General features: G+C 52.0%; 13 protein-coding genes. 10 read left to right on the top strand and 3 right to left on the bottom strand.

Annotated elements, in window-relative coordinates:
- The first annotated feature begins 7 nt into the window (after positions 1–7).
- The 10 genes from BLW29_RS17520 to BLW29_RS17475 all read left to right on the top strand — a co-directional run bounded on the left by BLW29_RS17520 (position 8) and on the right by BLW29_RS17475 (position 15,779).
- The gene (locus BLW29_RS17520) at positions 8–1,456 is read left to right on the top strand and encodes an ABC transporter substrate-binding protein (RefSeq protein WP_090981899.1); all 1,449 of its coding nucleotides are present in this window, start codon (positions 8–10) and stop codon (positions 1,454–1,456) included.
- A 109-nt stretch (positions 1,457–1,565) separates the two neighbouring features.
- A complete protein-coding gene (locus BLW29_RS17515) occupies positions 1,566–2,684 on the top strand; it encodes an ABC transporter ATP-binding protein (RefSeq protein WP_090981897.1) in 1,119 nt (372 codons plus the stop codon).
- Positions 2,678–5,632: an extracellular solute-binding protein gene (locus tag BLW29_RS17510; RefSeq protein ID WP_090981896.1), complete on the top strand. Its 2,955-nt coding sequence runs from the start codon at positions 2,678–2,680 to the stop codon at positions 5,630–5,632. Before BLW29_RS17515 ends, BLW29_RS17510 begins: the two co-directional genes overlap by 7 nt.
- Positions 5,629–6,600: a carbohydrate ABC transporter permease gene (locus tag BLW29_RS17505; RefSeq protein WP_090981894.1), complete on the top strand. Its 972-nt coding sequence runs from the start codon at positions 5,629–5,631 to the stop codon at positions 6,598–6,600. Before BLW29_RS17510 ends, BLW29_RS17505 begins: the two co-directional genes overlap by 4 nt.
- Positions 6,597–7,478 (top strand): carbohydrate ABC transporter permease, encoded by an 882-nt coding sequence (locus BLW29_RS17500; protein WP_090981892.1) that lies wholly within the window; start codon positions 6,597–6,599, stop codon positions 7,476–7,478. The genes BLW29_RS17505 and BLW29_RS17500 overlap by 4 nt, the downstream gene beginning before the upstream one ends.
- 18 nt (positions 7,479–7,496) lie before the next feature.
- Positions 7,497–9,593 (top strand): YIP1 family protein, encoded by a 2,097-nt coding sequence (locus BLW29_RS17495; RefSeq protein WP_090981890.1) that lies wholly within the window; start codon positions 7,497–7,499, stop codon positions 9,591–9,593.
- Positions 9,583–11,886: a DUF5696 domain-containing protein gene (locus tag BLW29_RS17490; protein ID WP_090981888.1), complete on the top strand. Its 2,304-nt coding sequence runs from the start codon at positions 9,583–9,585 to the stop codon at positions 11,884–11,886. Before BLW29_RS17495 ends, BLW29_RS17490 begins: the two co-directional genes overlap by 11 nt.
- Positions 11,883–12,818, top strand: a complete 936-nt coding sequence (locus tag BLW29_RS17485) for a carbohydrate ABC transporter permease (RefSeq protein ID WP_256208698.1) — start codon at positions 11,883–11,885, stop codon at positions 12,816–12,818. The genes BLW29_RS17490 and BLW29_RS17485 overlap by 4 nt, the downstream gene beginning before the upstream one ends.
- Before the next feature lie 8 nt (positions 12,819–12,826).
- A complete protein-coding gene (locus BLW29_RS17480; protein WP_090981886.1) occupies positions 12,827–13,888 on the top strand; it encodes a carbohydrate ABC transporter permease in 1,062 nt (353 codons plus the stop codon).
- Positions 13,889–14,489: 601 nt separating this feature from the next.
- Entirely contained in the window at positions 14,490–15,779 is a 1,290-nt protein-coding gene (locus BLW29_RS17475; protein ID WP_090981884.1) for a copper amine oxidase N-terminal domain-containing protein, read from the top strand.
- A gap of 349 nt (positions 15,780–16,128) precedes the next feature.
- On the opposite strand, the gene cyoD is transcribed toward BLW29_RS17475, so the two are convergent.
- From cyoD to BLW29_RS17460, 3 genes are read right to left on the bottom strand one after another with little or no spacing between them, the layout of a single operon-like run.
- Positions 16,129–16,467: a cytochrome o ubiquinol oxidase subunit IV gene (cyoD, locus tag BLW29_RS17470; protein WP_090981883.1), complete on the bottom strand. Its 339-nt coding sequence runs from the start codon at positions 16,465–16,467 to the stop codon at positions 16,129–16,131.
- A gap of 1 nt (position 16,468) precedes the next feature.
- Entirely contained in the window at positions 16,469–17,095 is a 627-nt protein-coding gene (gene cyoC, locus BLW29_RS17465) for a cytochrome o ubiquinol oxidase subunit III (protein WP_090981881.1), read from the bottom strand.
- On the bottom strand, positions 17,095–19,065 hold the full coding sequence (locus BLW29_RS17460; RefSeq protein WP_090981879.1) for a cbb3-type cytochrome c oxidase subunit I: 1,971 nt from the start codon (positions 19,063–19,065) through the stop codon (positions 17,095–17,097). Before BLW29_RS17460 ends, cyoC begins: the two co-directional genes overlap by 1 nt.
- Positions 19,066–19,077 lie beyond the last annotated feature (12 nt).

Below are 19,077 nucleotides of genomic sequence, written 5' to 3'. Positions count from 1 at the left end.
AATTCCTTTGTTTAAACGAAGCGCATTGAAGCCCATTTCTTTTGTAATCGCTTTCACCTTAGTCATGCTTGTCGCAGCCTGTTCATCCGGCAATAATAACAACGCTAAGAACGCCGCTGCCAATACGAAAGAAAACACCACGAACACGGCAGTAACCTCGAATGACACCGCAGCAGCAAACAATGAAGCGGACAACGCAGCCGCTGAGCCGGTCCAAGAAGTAGATAAGACACCGGTTGAGATTTCGATTTCCACTTGGGTACCGGCAGACAGCCCGGAATGGCATAAAATATCCGACGCTTTCACGAAGAAATATCCATGGATTACGGTGAAGTGGCTCTTTAACGATCCGGGTCCGAACACGATTAAAGCGGTAACGCAAAGTATCGCGGCCGGCGAGCCGATCGATATTTTCTGGAATCCAACGTTCGTGGATGTGGTACAACAAGGCTTGGCTGAAGATTTGACCCCTTACTTAGAAGATCCGGAGTACAAAGAGTATCAATTCAGCAAAGGCATCCTAGAGCCATTCCAATATCAAGGCAAGCAATATGGTCTATCCCGCGGCAACGACACCTTCATCTTCTTCTACAATAAAGACATCCTCGATAAATACGGCATTGACGCTCCTAAGAATGACTGGTCCTGGACGGATCTGGTCGACATGGCGAAGCAAGCTACACACCCTGAAGACAAAGTATGGGGCATTGCGAATGATGTCATCCTCACGATCTTTGCAGGCGCGAATATCGCAGCCTCCAATGGTCATTCCGACCACATTATGGATTTGAACGGCGACCTCCAGAACACGATTACTTATGTCGGCAACGATCAGAACGTCATGGATGACCATCAATTCATGATGGACTGGGTTTCCAAAGACGGCATCATGCTCAATGACAAGCGCGTGAAGGAAGCGGGACTTGAAGGCGATATCTTCGCAACGGGTCATGCAGCGTTCTACTATCACGTATCGCCGACGATTCCGGGCTTTAAATCGCAATGGAAATTCAAATGGGACATTGCGCCAACGCCTAAAGGAACGGCGAAGCAAGTAGGCACCTCCTTCAACAACCCGATGTTCCTGACGAAAGCAGGCAAACACAAAGATCAAGCGTTCCAATTCATGAAATTCTGGGCTGCAACGGTAGAGGGCCAGAAGATTCTGATGGATATCGGCGGCTCGCTCCCGAACTCCACAACGCCTGAAATCACCGATCACTTCAAGCAAATGGAAACGTACAAAGGGCTGAACGTGGATGCGCTTCTGTATGCGGCATCTATCGGTGAAGTCGATCCGACGATCTTTATTCCGGGTGGAGCGGAAATATCGGCGACCAACAGCGGTTGGGGTACAGATGCCTTCCAGAAAGAAACGTCCGCGTACGACTACTTCCCGACTGTAGCAGATAAAGCCAACAAAGCGATTGCAGATGCGATGGCCAAAATGAAATAGGCAAGCGAGTACAATCCGAAATCGATCGTCTAAGCCGAGGGCATTCGCCTGAGGCTTAGGCGATTATGGTTTGCAGGCTAACTGTTGTGATCAGAGGGGGCTAGTGCGCATGGCACAGGTGTTATTCAACCATATCTCCAAACGGTATCCGGGCGAGGGACGCAAATCGGTGGATGACTTCCATCTGGAGGTTGCCGATGGCGAGTTTCTGGTGCTCGTCGGGCCGTCCGGCTGCGGAAAGTCGACGCTGCTGCGTATGCTTGCGGGTCTTGAGGAAATTACCGAGGGCGAGATGTACATCGGCGACCGGATGATCAATTATGTGTCGTCCAAGGATCGCGATATCGCGATGGTATTCCAGAACTACGCGCTTTATCCCCATATGACGGTATTCGAGAACATCGCCTTTGGGTTGCGTCTGCGCAAGCTTCCTCATCATGTCATTGAGGAGCGAGTAGCGAGAGCGGCCAAAGTATTGGAAATTGAAGCGCATCTCCATAAACAGCCCAGACAAATGTCTGGCGGTCAGAGACAACGGGTGGCGCTCGGCCGCGCCATGGTTCGCGAACCCGAAGTGTTCTTAATGGACGAACCGCTGTCGAATTTGGATGCGAAGCTCCGTGTTCAGATGCGGGAAGAATTGACGAAGCTGCATCGGCAGCTGAAGAAAACGACGATTTATGTGACCCATGATCAGATCGAAGCGATGACGATGGGAACCCGGATCGTTGTCATGAAGCAAGGCCTCATTCAGCAGGTTGCTACTCCCGAGGACATCTACAGTCATCCCGCCAATATGTTCGTTGCCAGCTTTATCGGGACGCCGCCCATGAATTTCATTCACGGGCATATCCGCAAGTGGGATTCGAAGACGTATTTCGATACAAAACGGTATTCGCTCGAAATCCCGGCAGAGAAGGCGGCGTTAATCCGCTTGGAGCATTATATGGACAAAAAAATCATCATGGGCGTAAGAGCCGAAACGATGACCGTCCTGCGCGATGGAGCGGATATGGAGTCTTATAAAGGCAGATCGTTGACCGCTGCCATTGAAATCCGAGAATTACTGGGCTCCGACGCCTATTTACATCTGAATAATGAAGATCACAAGCTAGTTGTACGAGTGGAACCGCGCAGACGTTTTGCGGAAGGAGACGCGGTGACGGTCGCATTCGATATGGAGCAGATCCACTTCTTCGATCCACAGACGGAGGAAGCGTTATGCTGACTCCGCTGTTTTGGAAACGAATAGCATGCCTTATGATTCTATCCTCCTTGCTGCTCTTTGGCGGCGTTCCGCCTTATACCATGGCAGATGGTCCTGCCGGTCCCGCGCCGGTACTGACAGAGAAGGACTATATTAATGGCAAACTGCCGACCTACTTGGAGTGGCAGGCCACCAAAGGGAAGTCCTTCAGCGATGCCGCTGCCCTGCCGGAGCGAATTTCGGTTGATGCTTCAGCTTATACGGCGGTGTCCGACGAGACGCATTTCTCGAAGACGGATAACGGACTGCTCTGGAAGGACGGCGAGAGCTGGGTTGATTACCAACTAACGATCCCGGAGGACGGGCTGTATAATCTGGGCGTTGTCTATGAATCGGCGGATGACGCGGTGACGGACATTATACGCGGGGTATACATCGACGGCGAGCTGCCCTTCCTGGAAGCGGACAATATCCGCTTGAAGCATAAGTTCGTGTATCAAGGTTACCCGCTCAAGCGAGATGAGTTTGGGAATGATATTTTGCCTCAATCGACGATCGTGAAGGAGCAGCAGGATGTTCGGCTTGCTGACTATACTGCAGATATAACGCCGCTCAAATGGTATTTCACCAAAGGTGCGCATACGGTGCGCCTCATGAACCAGCAGAGCGCGATGCTGCTAAAGTCGCTCTACGCGGATGCGCCTCTGCAAATTCCCGTGTATGCCGAGGTGGCAAGCGACTACCGGGCGACTGCACAGAACGGAGATTTCGTACAGCTGGTGGAGGCGGAGAAGATGAGCGCCAAGTCCAACACGTCGATCCAGCTGCAATCGGTCAGCGATGCGCTCATCTCACCTGACCCGGAAGGGTTGATCCATTACAATGCGATGGGCGGCGAACAGTTCCGCATCTCCGGTCAATGGGCAGAGTGGGAGATTGAGGTACCGGAGACAGGCTTGTATGAGCTTGGCTTCAAATTCAAGCAGGCGTTTCTGAACAATACCTACACGAATGAGTCGATCATGATTGATGGTCAAACGCCGTTCAAGGAAATGCTGGATGTGCAGTTTGCGTACAGCAAGTCTTGGGGCTGGGCGGGGAAATCGCTGGCCGATAAGCAGGGCAAGCCGTTCCTGTTCGAACTGACCAAGGGCAAGCACATCGTGCGCATCAGTCCGACAGCGGCGCCGATGAAGCCTATCTACGAGGGACTTCTTCGCAATCTGAATCGCATATCGGCACTGGAGCAGCGAATCCGGAAGGTAACGGGCAATTACGAGCGTTCCTACACGAGCGGCGGCAACGTCGATCTAAACCGCGATTGGCAGCTGGAGAAATATATCCCGGATATCGACGAACGTCTGACGGAGATCGAATCGGATCTGACGGGACTGGCCGATCGGTTGTCAGGACTGACAATCGGGGAATCGGATGTAGAATCCTCGTTCCGCGCAGCTGCCTATGAATTCAATAACATGAAGAGCCGCATCCGGCAAATCCCGAGCGAGCTGCAGCTGTTTGCGACGACGCAGCAGAAACTGAGCAGCTGGGCGTTTCGGATGCTGGATCAACCGCTTATGCTGGATTACTTATGGGTTTCGCAGCCGGGGGCGGAGCTGCCTCAAATGGCACCGAATATGTGGCAGAAGCTGGGGAATACAGCCGTCAATTTCTACCGCTCCTTCGTTATCGACTATAACTTTACGCGCGATGATCCTAAGGCCATCGATGTGTGGGTGAATCGAGGCCGGAACTATGTACGGCTTATTCAGCAGTTGGCTGATGAAACGTTCACGCCGGAAACCGGCATTCATGTTAACGTGAACATCGTGCCTGACCCGAATATGCTCATTCTGGGCAATCTCGCCGGCGAACAGCCGGATGCCGCCCTTGGCGTTGACGGTGGCGTAGTCGGCGATTTCGCCATGCGCGGCGCGTTAGCTGACTTGACGAAGATGCCGGGCTACAACGATGCCATTCAAGCGTTCAATCCGGGCGCGATGCGCGTGTTCCACTACGATGGTGCAAACTACGCGCTGCCGGAAACGCAAAACTTCAAAATCATGATGTACCGAACCGACATCCTTGATGAGCTTGGGCTGAAGCCGCCGCAAACCTGGGAGGATGTCTACACGATGCTGCCGACTTTGCAACAGAGTGGACATGAATTCTTCTATACACCTGCGGACTACCTATCCTTCCTCTATCAGAACGGTGCAGAGCTCTATAGCAAGGACGGATTAGTATCGGGGCTCGATACGGATGAGGCATTTAAAGGGTTTAAGCAATGGACGCAGTTATTCACCTTATTCCAGCTCCCGAAGGAAGTACCGAGCTTCTTCAATCACTTCCGTCTAGGGGATATGCCAATCGGGATTACCGACTTTAACACGTATTTGCTTACGCAGGTGGCTGCGCCGGAAATCGCGGGCAAATGGCAGATTGCGCCTATCCCGGGCAACTTGGACGAGAAGAGCGGCACCATTCTTCGCTGGGCAGGAGGCCCGCTGCAGGCCGGTATTATCTATGAGAAGTCGGAGAAACAAGAGCTGGCATGGAAGTTCCTCCAGTGGTGGACGTCAGAGAAGACGCAGGTTCGGTTCGGCAACGATATTGAAGCCATCTATGGACCGGAATATCGCTGGAATTCCGCGAACATGAATGCTTTTGCGAAGCTGCCTTGGCCGCGTTCCCAATTGTCAGCCATTCTGGAGCAATGGAAATGGTACAAGGAAGCACCGAATGTGCCGGGCGGTTATTTTACGGCAAGGCAGCTCGTATTTGCTTGGCAGAATGTAGTGGCAGCGAACGCGGTACCGAGGGAAGAACTCGATAAAGCGATCATTGCCATCAATCAGGAAATGGCGCGCAAGCAGGTGGAGTTCAAAATGCGGGATTCTGTTGGGAAGGTTCTTCATCCGATCGACATTCCGGATGTGCCGAGCCCGGGTAAAGGGGAGGAGCCATGAGTTACGAGGTGGAGTTATCCAAAGCAGCGCCGCTTGTGGTTCCGGAGAAGAAGACAAGGCGATGGATGCGCAGGGAAACGGTTGCCGGTTATATCTTCGTTGCACCGTTCATGATTACGTTCATTATCTTCATCGTCGTGCCGATCGTGGCCGCAATCGCGCTTTCCTTCTATACGTTCGATGCGTTCTCTAGGCCGGAGTTTGTGGGCTGGCATAATTTCTTAGCCATTCTGACGCAGGACCGGATCTTCTTCCAATACGCGATACCGAATACGATTCAGTTTGCGCTCATCGTCGGTCCCGGCGGCTATCTCCTATGTTTCCTGCTTGCTTGGCTCATTAACCAGCTGCCGAAGACGGCTCGCGACTTGCTCGCACTCGCGATCTATACGCCCTCCATCTTCCAAGGCGTTGCGATGACCGTCGTCTGGACCGTCGTGTTCAGCGGGGATCGGGTCGGTTACTTGAACCAGCTGATGCTCAAGTGGGGCTTGTCCGACGTTCCGATCCTATGGCTGCAGAAGCCGGCTTACTTCATGCCGATCATGATTGCCATATCGTTATGGGCGAGCATGGGCGTTGGATTCTTGGCCATGCTGGCTGGCCTGCAGACGGTCAATCAAGAGATGTACGAAGCGGGCAAAATCGACGGCATCTCCAACCGGCTGCAGGAGATCATCTACATTACGATTCCGGCCATCCGCCCGCAAATGCTCTTCGGCGCCGTCATGGCCGTCGTCGGCACGTTGAAGGCGGGCGCGATTGGGACGCTGCTTGCCACCGCAACCGGTCAGTTGATTACGCCGAGCTATTCGGGGCATCTCATGACGAATCATATCGACGATTTTGCATTTGTCCGGTACGAGTTCGGTTATGCGTCGGCATTGTCCGTGATCTTGCTGCTGCTGATTTACGGCTCTTCGAAGTTTTCCTTCCTGCTGTTCGGTACGAAGGAGGATGAACGATGAACACGCATTCGATTCGCCGCTTCATTCGCCGTACGTTCAAGTGGGATCTGTTCCAGACGATTACGACGATCTTTCTGACGCTGCTCGGCTTGTTCATGCTGCTGCCCGTGGTGTTCGTATTCAGCCAAGCATTCAAACCGATCGGAGAGCTGTTCGCTTACCCGCCGAAATTTTATGTCGTCAATCCGACCTTATTCAACTATCAACAGCTGTTTCAGCAGTCCGTCACGGCTGTCGTTCCGTTCACGCGTTACTTGTTCAACAGCATTCTGACTACCGGCGCAACCGTGGCGGGGATTGTGCTCATCAGTACGATGGCGGCCTACGCGTTCTCCAAGATCACCTTTCCGGGCAGCAAGGCGCTTAATGCACTCATCATCGTATCGCTTATGTTCGCGCCTGAATCGGTCGGGATTCCACGCTACTTGGTCATTACGCATATCGGCATTATGAATACGTACTTGGCACATATTTTACCGCTGGTCGCTATGCCCGTAGGGGTATTCTTGCTTAAGCAGTTCGTCGATCAGGTTCCCGATGAGCTAATCGAAGCAACGAAGATTGACGGGGGCCGGGAATATACGATCTTCGTGCGCATTATCATGCCGATGTGTCTACCTGCTACTGCAACAGTAGCGATCTTGGCGTTCCAAGCTTCGTGGGCGCAGACGGAAACGTCGAATTTGTTCGTGACGATCGAATCGATGAAGACGCTCCCTTACTATGTTACGACGCTGACGAACGGCGCGGCGAACAACGTGGTCGGGCAGGGGATCGCGGCTGCGGCGAGCTTGATTATTTTCGTACCCAACATTGTATTCTTCATGCTCTCGCAGCGCCGCGTTATGGCGACGATGGCACATTCGGGCATCAAATAGAGAAAGGGGGACCAGAGTGTGAAAGCCGGGAAACGTTCCATGTACGCCTTACTTCTTGGATTCTGTCTCTTCCTTCTTGTACTTCCATCGGTGGCAAATGCCGCGCTTCCTTACTGGACACTGTCGAGCGATGCGAACGGACGGTGGATCTGGACGCCTGACGCCTTTGTTCCTGTTCAGGCTTGGACCGGCTTCAAAGACCCGGAGGATCTGTTTATTGCCGAGGATGATGCGATCTTCGTAGCAGACACAGGCAATGATCGCATAGTGGAGCTGTCGCCTACAGGTGAGCAGGTGCGGACATTTCCGGATGTATCGAAGTCGGAGGATGGGAAAGTATCGAATCCCAAGGAACAACTTCGCAAGCCGGAAGGCGTGTTTATCAGCAAGGAAGGCGAAGTGTATATTGCCGATACGGGAAGCCGGCGCATTGCGGTATTCGATCGCAATGCGAAGTTCCTGCGTGAATACGTCGAGCCCAAAGACCCAGCGATGTCCAAGTCGTATTCCTTCATACCGGCAAAGCTGGTGCTTGATCGGCGGGGATATATCTACGTAGCCAATAAAGGCGGTTATCAAGGGCTGCTGCAATTAACGCCGACCGGTCAGTTTGCGGGCTTCTTCGGCTCGAACAAAGTACCGATGGACTGGATCCAAACATTGAAGCGCAAGTTCTATACCGACGAACAGTTGAAGAGCGAACAGCTGCTGCTGCCGGGTGCGATTACCGATATGACGGTGGACGCGAATGGATTTATTTATACGGTTAACCGCGATATGAGGGAAGGTCAGCTGCGGCAGCTCAATTCCGGCGGCGTCGATTTATTAGGCAACTTGAATTTTGCGCCTTGGCTCGTGCCTCCGAACAAGCTGTCTTTTACAAGTGTCGCTGTGGATGCGAACGGCATTATTACGGTGCTTGAGGCGGCTCGCGGACGGATCTTCCAATATGATTCAAAGGGCCGGCTGATCTTCCGGTTCGGCAATGCGTCAACAGGAGAAGCAAGGCTTGGGTTGTTCAAGCGAGCGACTGCCGTCGGGCTGCAGTCCAACGGCAATATTCTTGTGGCGGATGGGGAGCTTGGCGATATTCAGGTGTTCAAACGAACCGAATTCGGCACGAAGGTGCATGAGGCGGTGACCTTATTCGCGGATGGCCAGTATCAGAAGGGCGAGCCGCTTTGGCGGGAGATCCTGCTGCGCAATGCCAATTACGAGCGTTCTTACCAGGGCATTGCGAAGGCTGACTTCTATGACAACGACTATAAAGGCGCGATGAACTATTTCTCCAAGGCATTTGATCAGAAGGGCTATTCGGAAGCGTTCTGGCAAGTGCGCATGAACTGGCTGATGAAATATTTCGCACTCTGTATGAGTATTCTGGTGGGACTGCTCATTGTCGTATTCGGTGGCAAACGGTTGGCCGTGAAGCTTGGTTGGTATACGCCTAAACGGAAGAAAACAGCCCGTGTGGACCGGTCGACTTTGTCCGGCTGGCGCGAGTCCGTCCTGCAAGCGTTCCGTATTCTGCGTCATCCCTTGAACGGCATGACGGAGATTGGTGAAGGGATGAAGATTAAGCTCACGGTAGCGTTTATTATCGTCATCTTAAGCTTCGGCTTTACGCTGATCGGGAAAGCGATCGCTAATTTTATTTTCGTCGAAACGCGGTTTCAGGAACTCAATCTATGGACGGAAGTGCAGAACTTCATCCTTCCTTGGTTCATATGGGTCATTGGAAGTTACTTAACAGGCTCTGTCTTGAAAGGGCAGGGGACGTTCCGGAACGTGTTTATCGTGAATAGCTTTGCCTTGATGCCGATCGTGGTCATCAATCTGCCGGCCCAGCTCATCTCCCGCGTGCTGACGCTTCAGGAATCGGTTATCTACAACTTAATCGTGAACGGCATGTATGCGTGGATGTTCATTCTGCTCTTTATCGGCACCATGTGCGTGCATAACTACAACCTGAAGGAAGCGATAAAGATGGCGACGGTTTCGCTCTTCACGATGGCCTGCTTATGGATATTCGGCTTCGTGCTGTTCGGTCTCGTATACCAGTCGGTCGACTTCTTCCTAACACTGGGAGAGGAGCTGATGGAACGTGTGGCTTAAGAAACCTTGGGTTCGCAAGCTAAGAAATCGTCTAATCGTGCTGGCCGTCATCGCGCTTGCACTGCTCTGGATGTATCGCCATGAGGCACCTACGGTTACGTCTATTTCCAACTATTCCATGGAAGATGCAGCCGCATATATGACGAAACTGTCGATGTCTGCAGATGCACCGAAGACGGAGCAGATGAGCTATGGCGGAGCGACATGGTACCGAATGAGCGAGCAGCAAGCAGGCAGTCTGTGGCTAGATCCGGCTACAGGTCAAATTGCCGTGAAGACAGCGGCAGGCGATATGTGGCTGAGCAATCCGTCTAAGGAAGATCAAGAGCAGGATCCGACTAAAGGGCAATGGAAGAAGAATGCGGCTTCGCCGATTCTGGTCAATTACTACAATCTGGATACGAAAGCAGAGGAAACCGCCAATACGATTGACTCTGAGGCTGCGATCTCGTGGAAGCCGATTCAGAACGGAGTCGGCGTTCGATATGAGATGAAGCAGCTCGGCATTTCGGTCTATCTCGAATATGTCATGGAGCAGGATGGCTTCGTCGTTCATTTGCCGCAGGAGGGAGTCACCGAAGGGGCGCAGTTCCAGGTGGTCAGCTTATCCGTGCTTCCGTTCTTCGGTGCGGCGCTGGATGATGGGCAAGGCTACTTGTTCGTGCCGGATGGGCCGGGCGGTCTCATCACGTTCGGGAAGAAGAGGGCGGCACTGACCTTGCCTTATGACTACCCGGTCTATGGCCGCGATTGGTCGATTCCATCGGTGGATAATTCCTATTTCAGAGAGAGCATCAACTATCCGGTGTTCGGGATGAAGCGCGGAGACCAAGGGTTTATCTCCGTTATCGAGCAAGGGGAAGCTGCGGCCAACATTGTCGCCATGCCGTCCCAGCTCAAGACGAGCTTCAACAACGTGTATGCCAAGTTCAAGTACCGCAACAATTATTTTCTGCAAAAAGGGCTCGATCCGAACAATGTGAACAGCGTGTACGAGAAGGCGCTCAACGTGTCCTCGTTCACGATGCGTTATCTGTTCTTGGAGAAGGATGCATCCGATTACGTGGGAATGGCGAAGCGGTACCGTGCTTACTTGGCGGATACCCGTAAGCTGTCTGCCGGCAACGCTGCGGGCGACCCACCGCTTACGCTGGATTTCATCATGGCGGCAAGCGAGCAGCCGACGCCGCTTGGGGCGAGCGTCGTTGTCGTCAGCACGTTCGACGAGGTGCGAGCAATTGTCGATGACCTGTATGCGGAAGGCATTCACAGCCTGCGGGTGAATTTGCGGGGATGGCAGAAGGGCGGCTTCGCCGGCTCCATTCCGGATCGGTTCCCGATCGGGGGCAAGCTTGGCGGCAAATCCGCCTTCCTCGCCTTGCAGAAACATCTGAAGGAGAAGGGCATCCCCCTCGTGCTTAATGACGATCTGAAGATCGGCGTCGATTCCTTTGGCAGCGGCTTCTCGCCGAAGAAGGATGGCGTGCGCCAGATTTCGGGGAAGGTCGTTAAATTTTATCAGAATGGCGATTTCTATAATCAAGCGCTCTACTATTACACGATTAATCCTTGGAAGGTGTTTGAAGATTATTTGCCCGGTGTGATCAAGGATTGGCAAGCGCTGTCAGTTGGCGGCGTCGCATTAATGGATGAATACGGCGACGGCTTGTTCAGCGACTACACGCCCGGACGCACCTCGAACCGCACGGAGACGGCGGCGCTGACGAATCAAACGCTGGATCTGCTGCGAAGCAAGCTGGGATGGGCCGGTACGTCGAACCCGTATGCATTCTCCATCGGCCACGCGGATATGTTCTATAACTTGCCGCTCGATTACAACTACGATCTGGCGATCGATGAGCGTGTTCCCTTCTATCCGATGGCGCTGCACGGACTCGTAGCGTATACGTCCGGTTCAGGCACGCTGCGAACGGACCCCGGAACGGAGTTTCTGCGCGAGCTGGAATATGGGGCGCTGCCTTATTACGTTGTTGCATCCGGCGATATTCGGGATCTCAGCCGCACGACCTATTCCGGTTATGTGAGCGGGCAATATCAACTGGTGAAATCGCAGATTATCTCAGAATATAAAGCTTTTGCAGCAACCGGTGAAGGCGTTTGGAATTCTTATATGGACGGTCATGTCAAGCTGGCGGACGGCGTGTTCGAGACCTCGTATGAGAATGGGACGCGGATCATCGTGAACTATAACGATAAAGCCTACGCTTCGGTGGATGGAGTAACAGTGGAGGCTGACAATTATGCAGTTGTGAGAGGGGAGGTGGGCAAGTGAACGGTAACGTCTCTAGGGAAGCCGTATTGCCGGTTGAATCGCTCCATCGCAAGGAGCATGCCCGCCATAACCGAATTCGTAAGCTGAAGCTGGCGCTGGAAGGGTATTTGTTTCTGCTGCCTTGGCTGATCGGCACCGCGGTCTTCATGCTTTATCCGCTGGGCAATTCTCTTTACATGAGCTTTACGAAAGTGAGCGTGGCGACGGACGGAAGCGGGCTGCAGTATGATTTTATCGGCTGGGATAACTTCAAATATGCCTTTATTTACGACAATGAGTTTCCGGTTGATATGTTTCTGTTCGTACGCGAAATGTTTTTGACCGTTCCCATTACGGTTATCTTCGCGCTATTGATCGCGATTATGCTCAATCAGCAGTTTCGAGGACGCATGTTCTTTCGGACGTTGTTCTTCCTGCCGGTCATCTTCGCAACAGGTCAGGTGCTTACGGCGCTGTTCGATCAAGGACAGGCGAAGCTCCCATTCGCCGATCAGTATCATATCGCGGATATGCTGTACGAGGTGCTGCCGGTCAATATTGCGGAGGTGCTGGTCGAGCTGATCGGGAAGTTCGTTATTATTTTATGGTTTTCGGGTATTCAAATTATTTTGTTTCTGGCGGCGTTTCAGACCATTCCGGCTTCGGTTTATGAAGCAGCCCGCATCGATGGTGTTACACCGTGGGAATCGTTCTGGAAAATCACTTTTCCCTCCACGGTGCCTTTCCTGTTTCTCAATTTGGTCTATACGCTGGTGGATCAGACGGCGAGTCCGTTTAATCCTATTCTAAAGTTTATCTCGACGAATATGGCGGACCCGGAAACCGGTTTCGGGTATGCCAGTGCGCTGGGCTGGTTGTACAGCGTCATTATCTTGATTCCGATTGTCTTGGTGCTGCTCGCTGCGAAACTTCAGAATAAAGGAAGAAGGTGACGACGAAGATGCCGAATCCGAATAGCGCTCCGAATCCCGAAGGCTCCTCGACGAATCCGAAAGGCACTATAGCTGTGCTGGAGAAGCTGCAGGCTCAGCTCTCGGACCTGTTCACGCCATTGGCGGGGCGAGGGCGCCGTTACTTGAAGCGTGAGCACAAGCTGGAGAGGCTGCGCGTCTTTATCCTCGGGAGGCAATTGACCGACGGGGTCATATTCAAGTGCTTGCTGTACATCATCTTAACGAGCGTCGCGGTCATTTATTTGCAGCCCGTATTCTACATGATCTCGACCTCGCTCAAGACGCAATCGGATCTGCTTGATCCTACGGTGAACTTCTTCCCGCGCGTGCTGGACTGGGATAATTATGAGGTTGCTATGCGTGGGCTCAAATATGTGCAGGCACTGTGGCAAACCGCTTTAATTGCCATATTGGCGGCGCTGTTCCAGACTGTATCCTGCGCGCTGACGGGGTATGCTTTTGCCAGACTGTACATTCCGTTCAAGAACTTCTGGTTTGCCATCGTTCTGCTCACATTCCTCATTCCGATCCAGACGATGTTTATCCCTGTATATGTGCTCTATGCTAGGCTGGGCTGGTTGAATACGCCTCTGCCTTTCTTGATCCCTGCATTGTTCGGGCAAGGGCTGAAAGGCGCGCTGTTCATCATGATCTTCCGGCAGTTCTTCGCTACGTTTCCGAAGGAATTGGAAGAGAGTGCGCGTATGGACGGATCTGGCGCATTTCGGACCTTCTACCGAATCATGCTTCCGCTCTCGCGTCCTGCCATGCTCGTCGTCGGATTGTTCTCCTTCGTGTGGCATTGGAACGACACGTTCGAGCCATCGATGTACTTGAAGGATGTCAGCTTCATCATGATGGGCAATCAGATGGCGCAGATGCCGACGAACCTGCAGACGATCGCCGGGAATGCGTTGGTGCCGTTTGATCTCATTGAGACGCAGATGATGGCAGCGGCATTTCTCGTCATCTTGCCGCCGCTGCTGCTGTACGCTTTAGCGCAGCGCTATTTTGTCGAGGGGATTGAGCGAACGGGGATCGTGGAGTAGATTTGGTGGTTATGGGAAGCTGACCTTGCGGGGTCAGCTTTTTTTTGTTTCCAACCCACCAAGCCACCAACCCACCAAGCCACCAACCTCGAACCTAGAATCTCGAACCTAGAATCTCGAATCTCGAATCTCGAATCTCGAATCTCGAACCTCGAACCTCGAACCCCGAACCCCGAACCCCGAACCCCGAACCCCTGCCTGCCTATTAACCCACCAACCAGCAATCGCCAACTGCCTGCCCACCAACCCAGCAATCGCCAACCCCGCCAACCCGCCAACCACCAAATTGCTCTAACGAACCGTACGGGGCTTATTTGCCCCAAAATAGTTCGGAAAAAATTCTAACGAATCGTAGAGCCGCTATTTGACGTTTTCTGGGCAAAATGGTGTCGATTATCCCCGAATAAGACCTCCACGGTTCGTTAGAATTTTGAACCCGGAAAATGCGGTCAAATAAGACCTCTGCGGTTCGTTAGAATTTCAGAACCAAAAATCCTAGCCAAATTATACCTTGTTTGGAACTTCGCGCAACTTTTCGCAGCTGGAATCGTCATAGGAGGATGGAGATCATTGTACGCAGAGCTAGCTGAGGAGGTCGAACATGACACGGTTTATGCAAACGATACGATATGAAGTTAGGCATGGGAGTGCAACGTGGCTAGTTGCTAGATGGCGAACAGTAATGCTTGGTGCGGCGCTCTTTGCGTTATTGGCGCTTCCTGCGTTTGTGGCAGGAGACGACGTAGTTCATGCAGCGGCTGACGCGCAAGCAAAGCAGCCGGACAGCGGCAGTTTGGCCACGATTGCCGCAGACTGCAAGCCGGGAATGATAAAGCAAGTCTATCCGAGCCTGGGAGATAACAGTTATATCCCATTGTTCGGAGCTCGCCAAGAGGATCAAAAGTCGATAACTGTGGTTTGCAGCATTTTGCAGCGAATAGCGACTAAAGGCAAGGCAGAAGCGGTGCCGGCACCCGAGGTTGGTGAACATAATTTCAGGAATCAAATGGATATCCAATTTACGGATGGCAGTTACATGACTATTTATGAAATTTGGGATGGTAAATTAGCCGTGGATCAAGGAAAACAGCGGCTGGTTCTGAACGATGCCAAGTCCTATGCCGAATATATGGGTTTGGAAGTGCTGCCTGAGCATTCAGCTGCTGTAGGAAATTCGGTACATTTCAATGAACCGCTGCATGTCAGAGGCAACAACGTGGCTTTTGAATCGTTCGAGATCCAAATTTTCTGGACGACCACGCTGAACAACCGCAGCTCGGTTCTATCGGCTAAAGGTGTTCATTTTCCGTCCAAATCGTCATTGCTGCTCTATTCGGGCGCGCATAAGTTTGGCCGATACGACGTTTCGTTTACGATGCCGGCTTACGGTGAAGCGTTCGATGGTACGTTACAGCGGCTGCTTCCGGGGGACGGCGTTATATCCATCGAGGCTTCAGTGGGAAGCGGATCGATAACAGGAGGATCAACCTCCGCAATTAAGCTCCATCCGGCCAGTAAAGGCTTTCTCTCGGTTAACGGAGTGCCTGCAGCGGATCCGTCGTTTATGCCTCTGTTCGTAGGCGGGCACGCGCTTGTGCCTGTACGCGCCATCGCTGCATTGTCGAACGAAAACGTCGTTTGGGACGCTGTGACGAAGAGCGTTCTGATCCGCACGAAGCAATCGACGGTGAGCGCATCTTCCGACGGCAGCCCGCAGCTGTGGATCGATGAGGAAAAGGCTGCCGCTGAACTACAGCCGATTATCCATAACGGCAGAGCGTATGTGCCGATTCGCGCTGTAACAGCCGCATTTGGCATGCCGGTCGTATGGGATGGAGGCACGCGGAGTGTAAATGTAACTGTGGCATCTCCACAGTCGAGCTCGAGTTAGCTTCGAGAAAGCCGGTAGCAAGATCTGAACTATAAAATGAATCCGAGAGGATCCGCCGACGAAGCGTATGCTGTGTTGCGCATTCCCAAATCTAACGGTTGTGGGAGCGGCTATTTGGCATGATTTTACCCATTTTATTTTCTAACGGTTGCCAGCGAACTTATTTGAATGTTTTTCACTAGTAATCGACCAATTTGGCTCAAATAACCTCTGTCGCAACCGTTAGAATTTCAAAAAGGCGAATTTTCATAAAATAGCCGCTCTGGCAACCGTTAAAGTTTTTTCCATGTAATATAGACAAAAAAGTGGCTGTCGAGATGCTCTCGACAGCCACTTTTTATGAAAAAACTTACATCCCATTGTTCGTCATGATCCAGATGGAGCCGACGACAATCGTAATGACGACGACTAAGCCGAGAAGGAGCGTCATCAGATTATATCGAGGTCCACGTTCATCTCGCAGATGCATGAAGAAGACAAGCTGGAGCACAAATTGCAATACTGCCGTACCAAGAAGGACGGCGACCAGCGCTTTTCCATGCATCCAGTGGTTCATCACAATTAACAGTGGAATGATCGTCAGAATAATGGAAAGAACGAAGCCTGTGACATATTCTTTCAGCGAGCCGTGGCTGCCTCCTGTATGGCCGCCATGTTCGCCATGCAACTCATTGCCGTGCTGCGCCATCTTACATCACCCCCATCAAGTAGACGATTGTGAATACGAAGATCCATACCACATCGAGAAAATGCCAGTACAGGCTCGTAATCGTCACTTTACGCTTAGTGACCGGTGTGATACCGTGACGTGAAAGCTGAATAATGATGCCTGTAATCCAGAAGATACCTACAGTTACATGCAGCCCGTGCGTGCCGACGAGCGTGAAGAAAGCGGATAGAAAAGCGCTGGTGCTAATGGTATGACCCTCATGAACAAGCTTCACGAACTCGCTCACTTCAAGCCCGATAAAGCAGGCACCGAGCAGAACAGTAACAACCAGCCAGCCGATCAAGCCTTTACGGTTGCCTACATTCATTGCCAGAACCGCGAGACCGCTCGTGAAGCTGCTCGTTAACAGAATGAAGGTTTCGACGATAACGCCGGGCATTTCGAAAATCTCTTTCGCATCCGGGCCACCTGCAGTGCTATGGTGCAGGACTAGGTAGGTAGCGAATAATACAGAGAAGAGAATACAGTCGGTAATAAGGAAAATCCAGAAACCGAATTTGCGAAGCTCTTCCAGGTCATGATGTCCATCATGACCTGCCTCGTGGGCAAGAGCCTGCGAATGCGGATGGTTAGCGTGATTCGACATTACACAGTCCCCCTTGCCGCAGCTTCCGTGCGTTTGATTTCATCCACCGGGATGTAATAATCCGTCTTGTAATTGAACGAGTGCGCGAACATTGTTGCAGCAATACCGACAAAGCCTGGGATAGCAATCCAGAGCCAATGGAAGACTAGACCGAAACCGACCATAAACCAGAAGATCGATTGAATGAATGGGATTGCCGAATTGCGCGGCATATGAATCGGCTCCAGCGGCGGTGCTGCCTTCGGTGCTTGACCTGCGGCGATGCGCTCTTTCTCTTCCCAAAATTCGTCTCTATCCGAAACCGTAGGCGTAATGGCGAAGTTATACAACGGCGCCGGTGAAGGAATCGACCACTCCAGCGTACGGGCGTTCCACGGATCACCGGTCGTATCTTTGTCCATGAATTTAATGCTGTGCGCGATTTGCCATACTTGGAACAAGAAGCCCAGACCCATTAAGAAGCCGCCGATTGTCGACGTGAAGTTGAGCGGCCACCAGCCGCTGTCCCAGGTGTAACTGTTGACTCGGCGAGTCATACCGTCAAGTCCCAGGAAGTACTGCGGCATGAAGCAGACATAGAAACCGATGTTCCAAATCCAGAACGCCCATTTCCCGATTTTCTCATTCAGCTTGAAGCCGAACATCTTAGGCCACCAGTAGTACAGACCTGCGAAGTATCCGAACGCAACACCGCCAATAAAGACTTGGTGGAAGTGAGCGATCAGGAAGTAGCTGTTATGGAATTGGAAATCTGCAGGAGCTACCGAAAGCATGACCCCTGTCATCCCTCCTGCAACGAAGCAAGGGATAAACGCGATCGTCCACAGCATTGGCGTACTGAATCGAATTCGGCCGCGGAACATTGTAAACAGCCAGTTGAAGATTTTGACGCCTGTCGGGATCGCGATGATCATGGTGGTTATGGCAAAGAAGATATTGACGTTCGCTCCCGAGCCCATCGTGAAGAAGTGATGGAGCCAGGTGAAGAACGACATGAGACTGATACTCATCATGGCAAATACCATGGAGGCGTAACCGAATAACCGTTTCTTCGAGAACGTGGCTACAATCTCGGAGAATATCCCGAATGCAGGCAAGATGACGATATACACCTCCGGATGGCCCCACATCCAGATTAAGTTAATGTACATCATGGCGTTGCCGCCGCCGTCCATCGTGAAGAAATGAGCGCCTAAGTAGCGGTCAAAGAACAGAAGAGCTAGCGTTACGGTCAATACAGGGAATGCCAGAATGATCGTGATGCAGCTTGAAAGCACGGACCAAGTGAAGATCGGTAGTTTCGACCAAGTCATGCCTGGCGCACGCATTTTGACAATCGTGACGATGAAGTTAATCCCCGTCATCAATGAACCGATACCGGAAATTTGAATGCCCCAGATGTAGAAATCTTGACCTACGCCGGGACTGCCGGTCATCTCCGATAGAGGTGGATAGGACAGCCATCCCGCATTCGGAGAACCGCCGATAACAAAAGACATATTGAACAGCATGGCGCCCATGAAGAACAACCAGAAGCTAAGTGAATTCAAGAATGGAAATGCGACGTCGCGAGCACCTAACTGTAAAGGGACTGCGATGTTGAATAAGCCGAACATGAGCGGCATCGCCATGAAGAGTACCATAATAACGCCGTGTGTCGTGAACACCTCGTTATAATGTTCAGGCGTTAGAAACTTCATCTCCGGAAAAGCAAGCTGCGTCCGCATCATTAAGGCGTCGACGCCGCCGCGGAACAGCATGAGCAAGGAAGCGATGATATACATAATACCTACTTTTTTGTGATCGACAGTAGTCAGCCACTCGCGCCAGAGCCAGGTCCACTTCTTGAAATACGATAATACGAATATAATCGAAAGCGCAGTTAACGTGATCGCGATATCCGCTCCATAAATCAGCGGGTCGCCGGTAACGAAGAACCACGAAGCGAATGATTTGATTTTTTCAAACATGGTACTGCCTCC

Origin of the sequence: Paenibacillus sp. CF384 (assembly GCF_900106745.1) — a bacterium.
In the GTDB taxonomy this organism is placed as follows: domain Bacteria; phylum Bacillota; class Bacilli; order Paenibacillales; family Paenibacillaceae; genus Paenibacillus_Z.
Note: the sequence above shows the minus strand (reverse complement) of the source record. Positions and strands in the feature narration are given on the sequence as shown.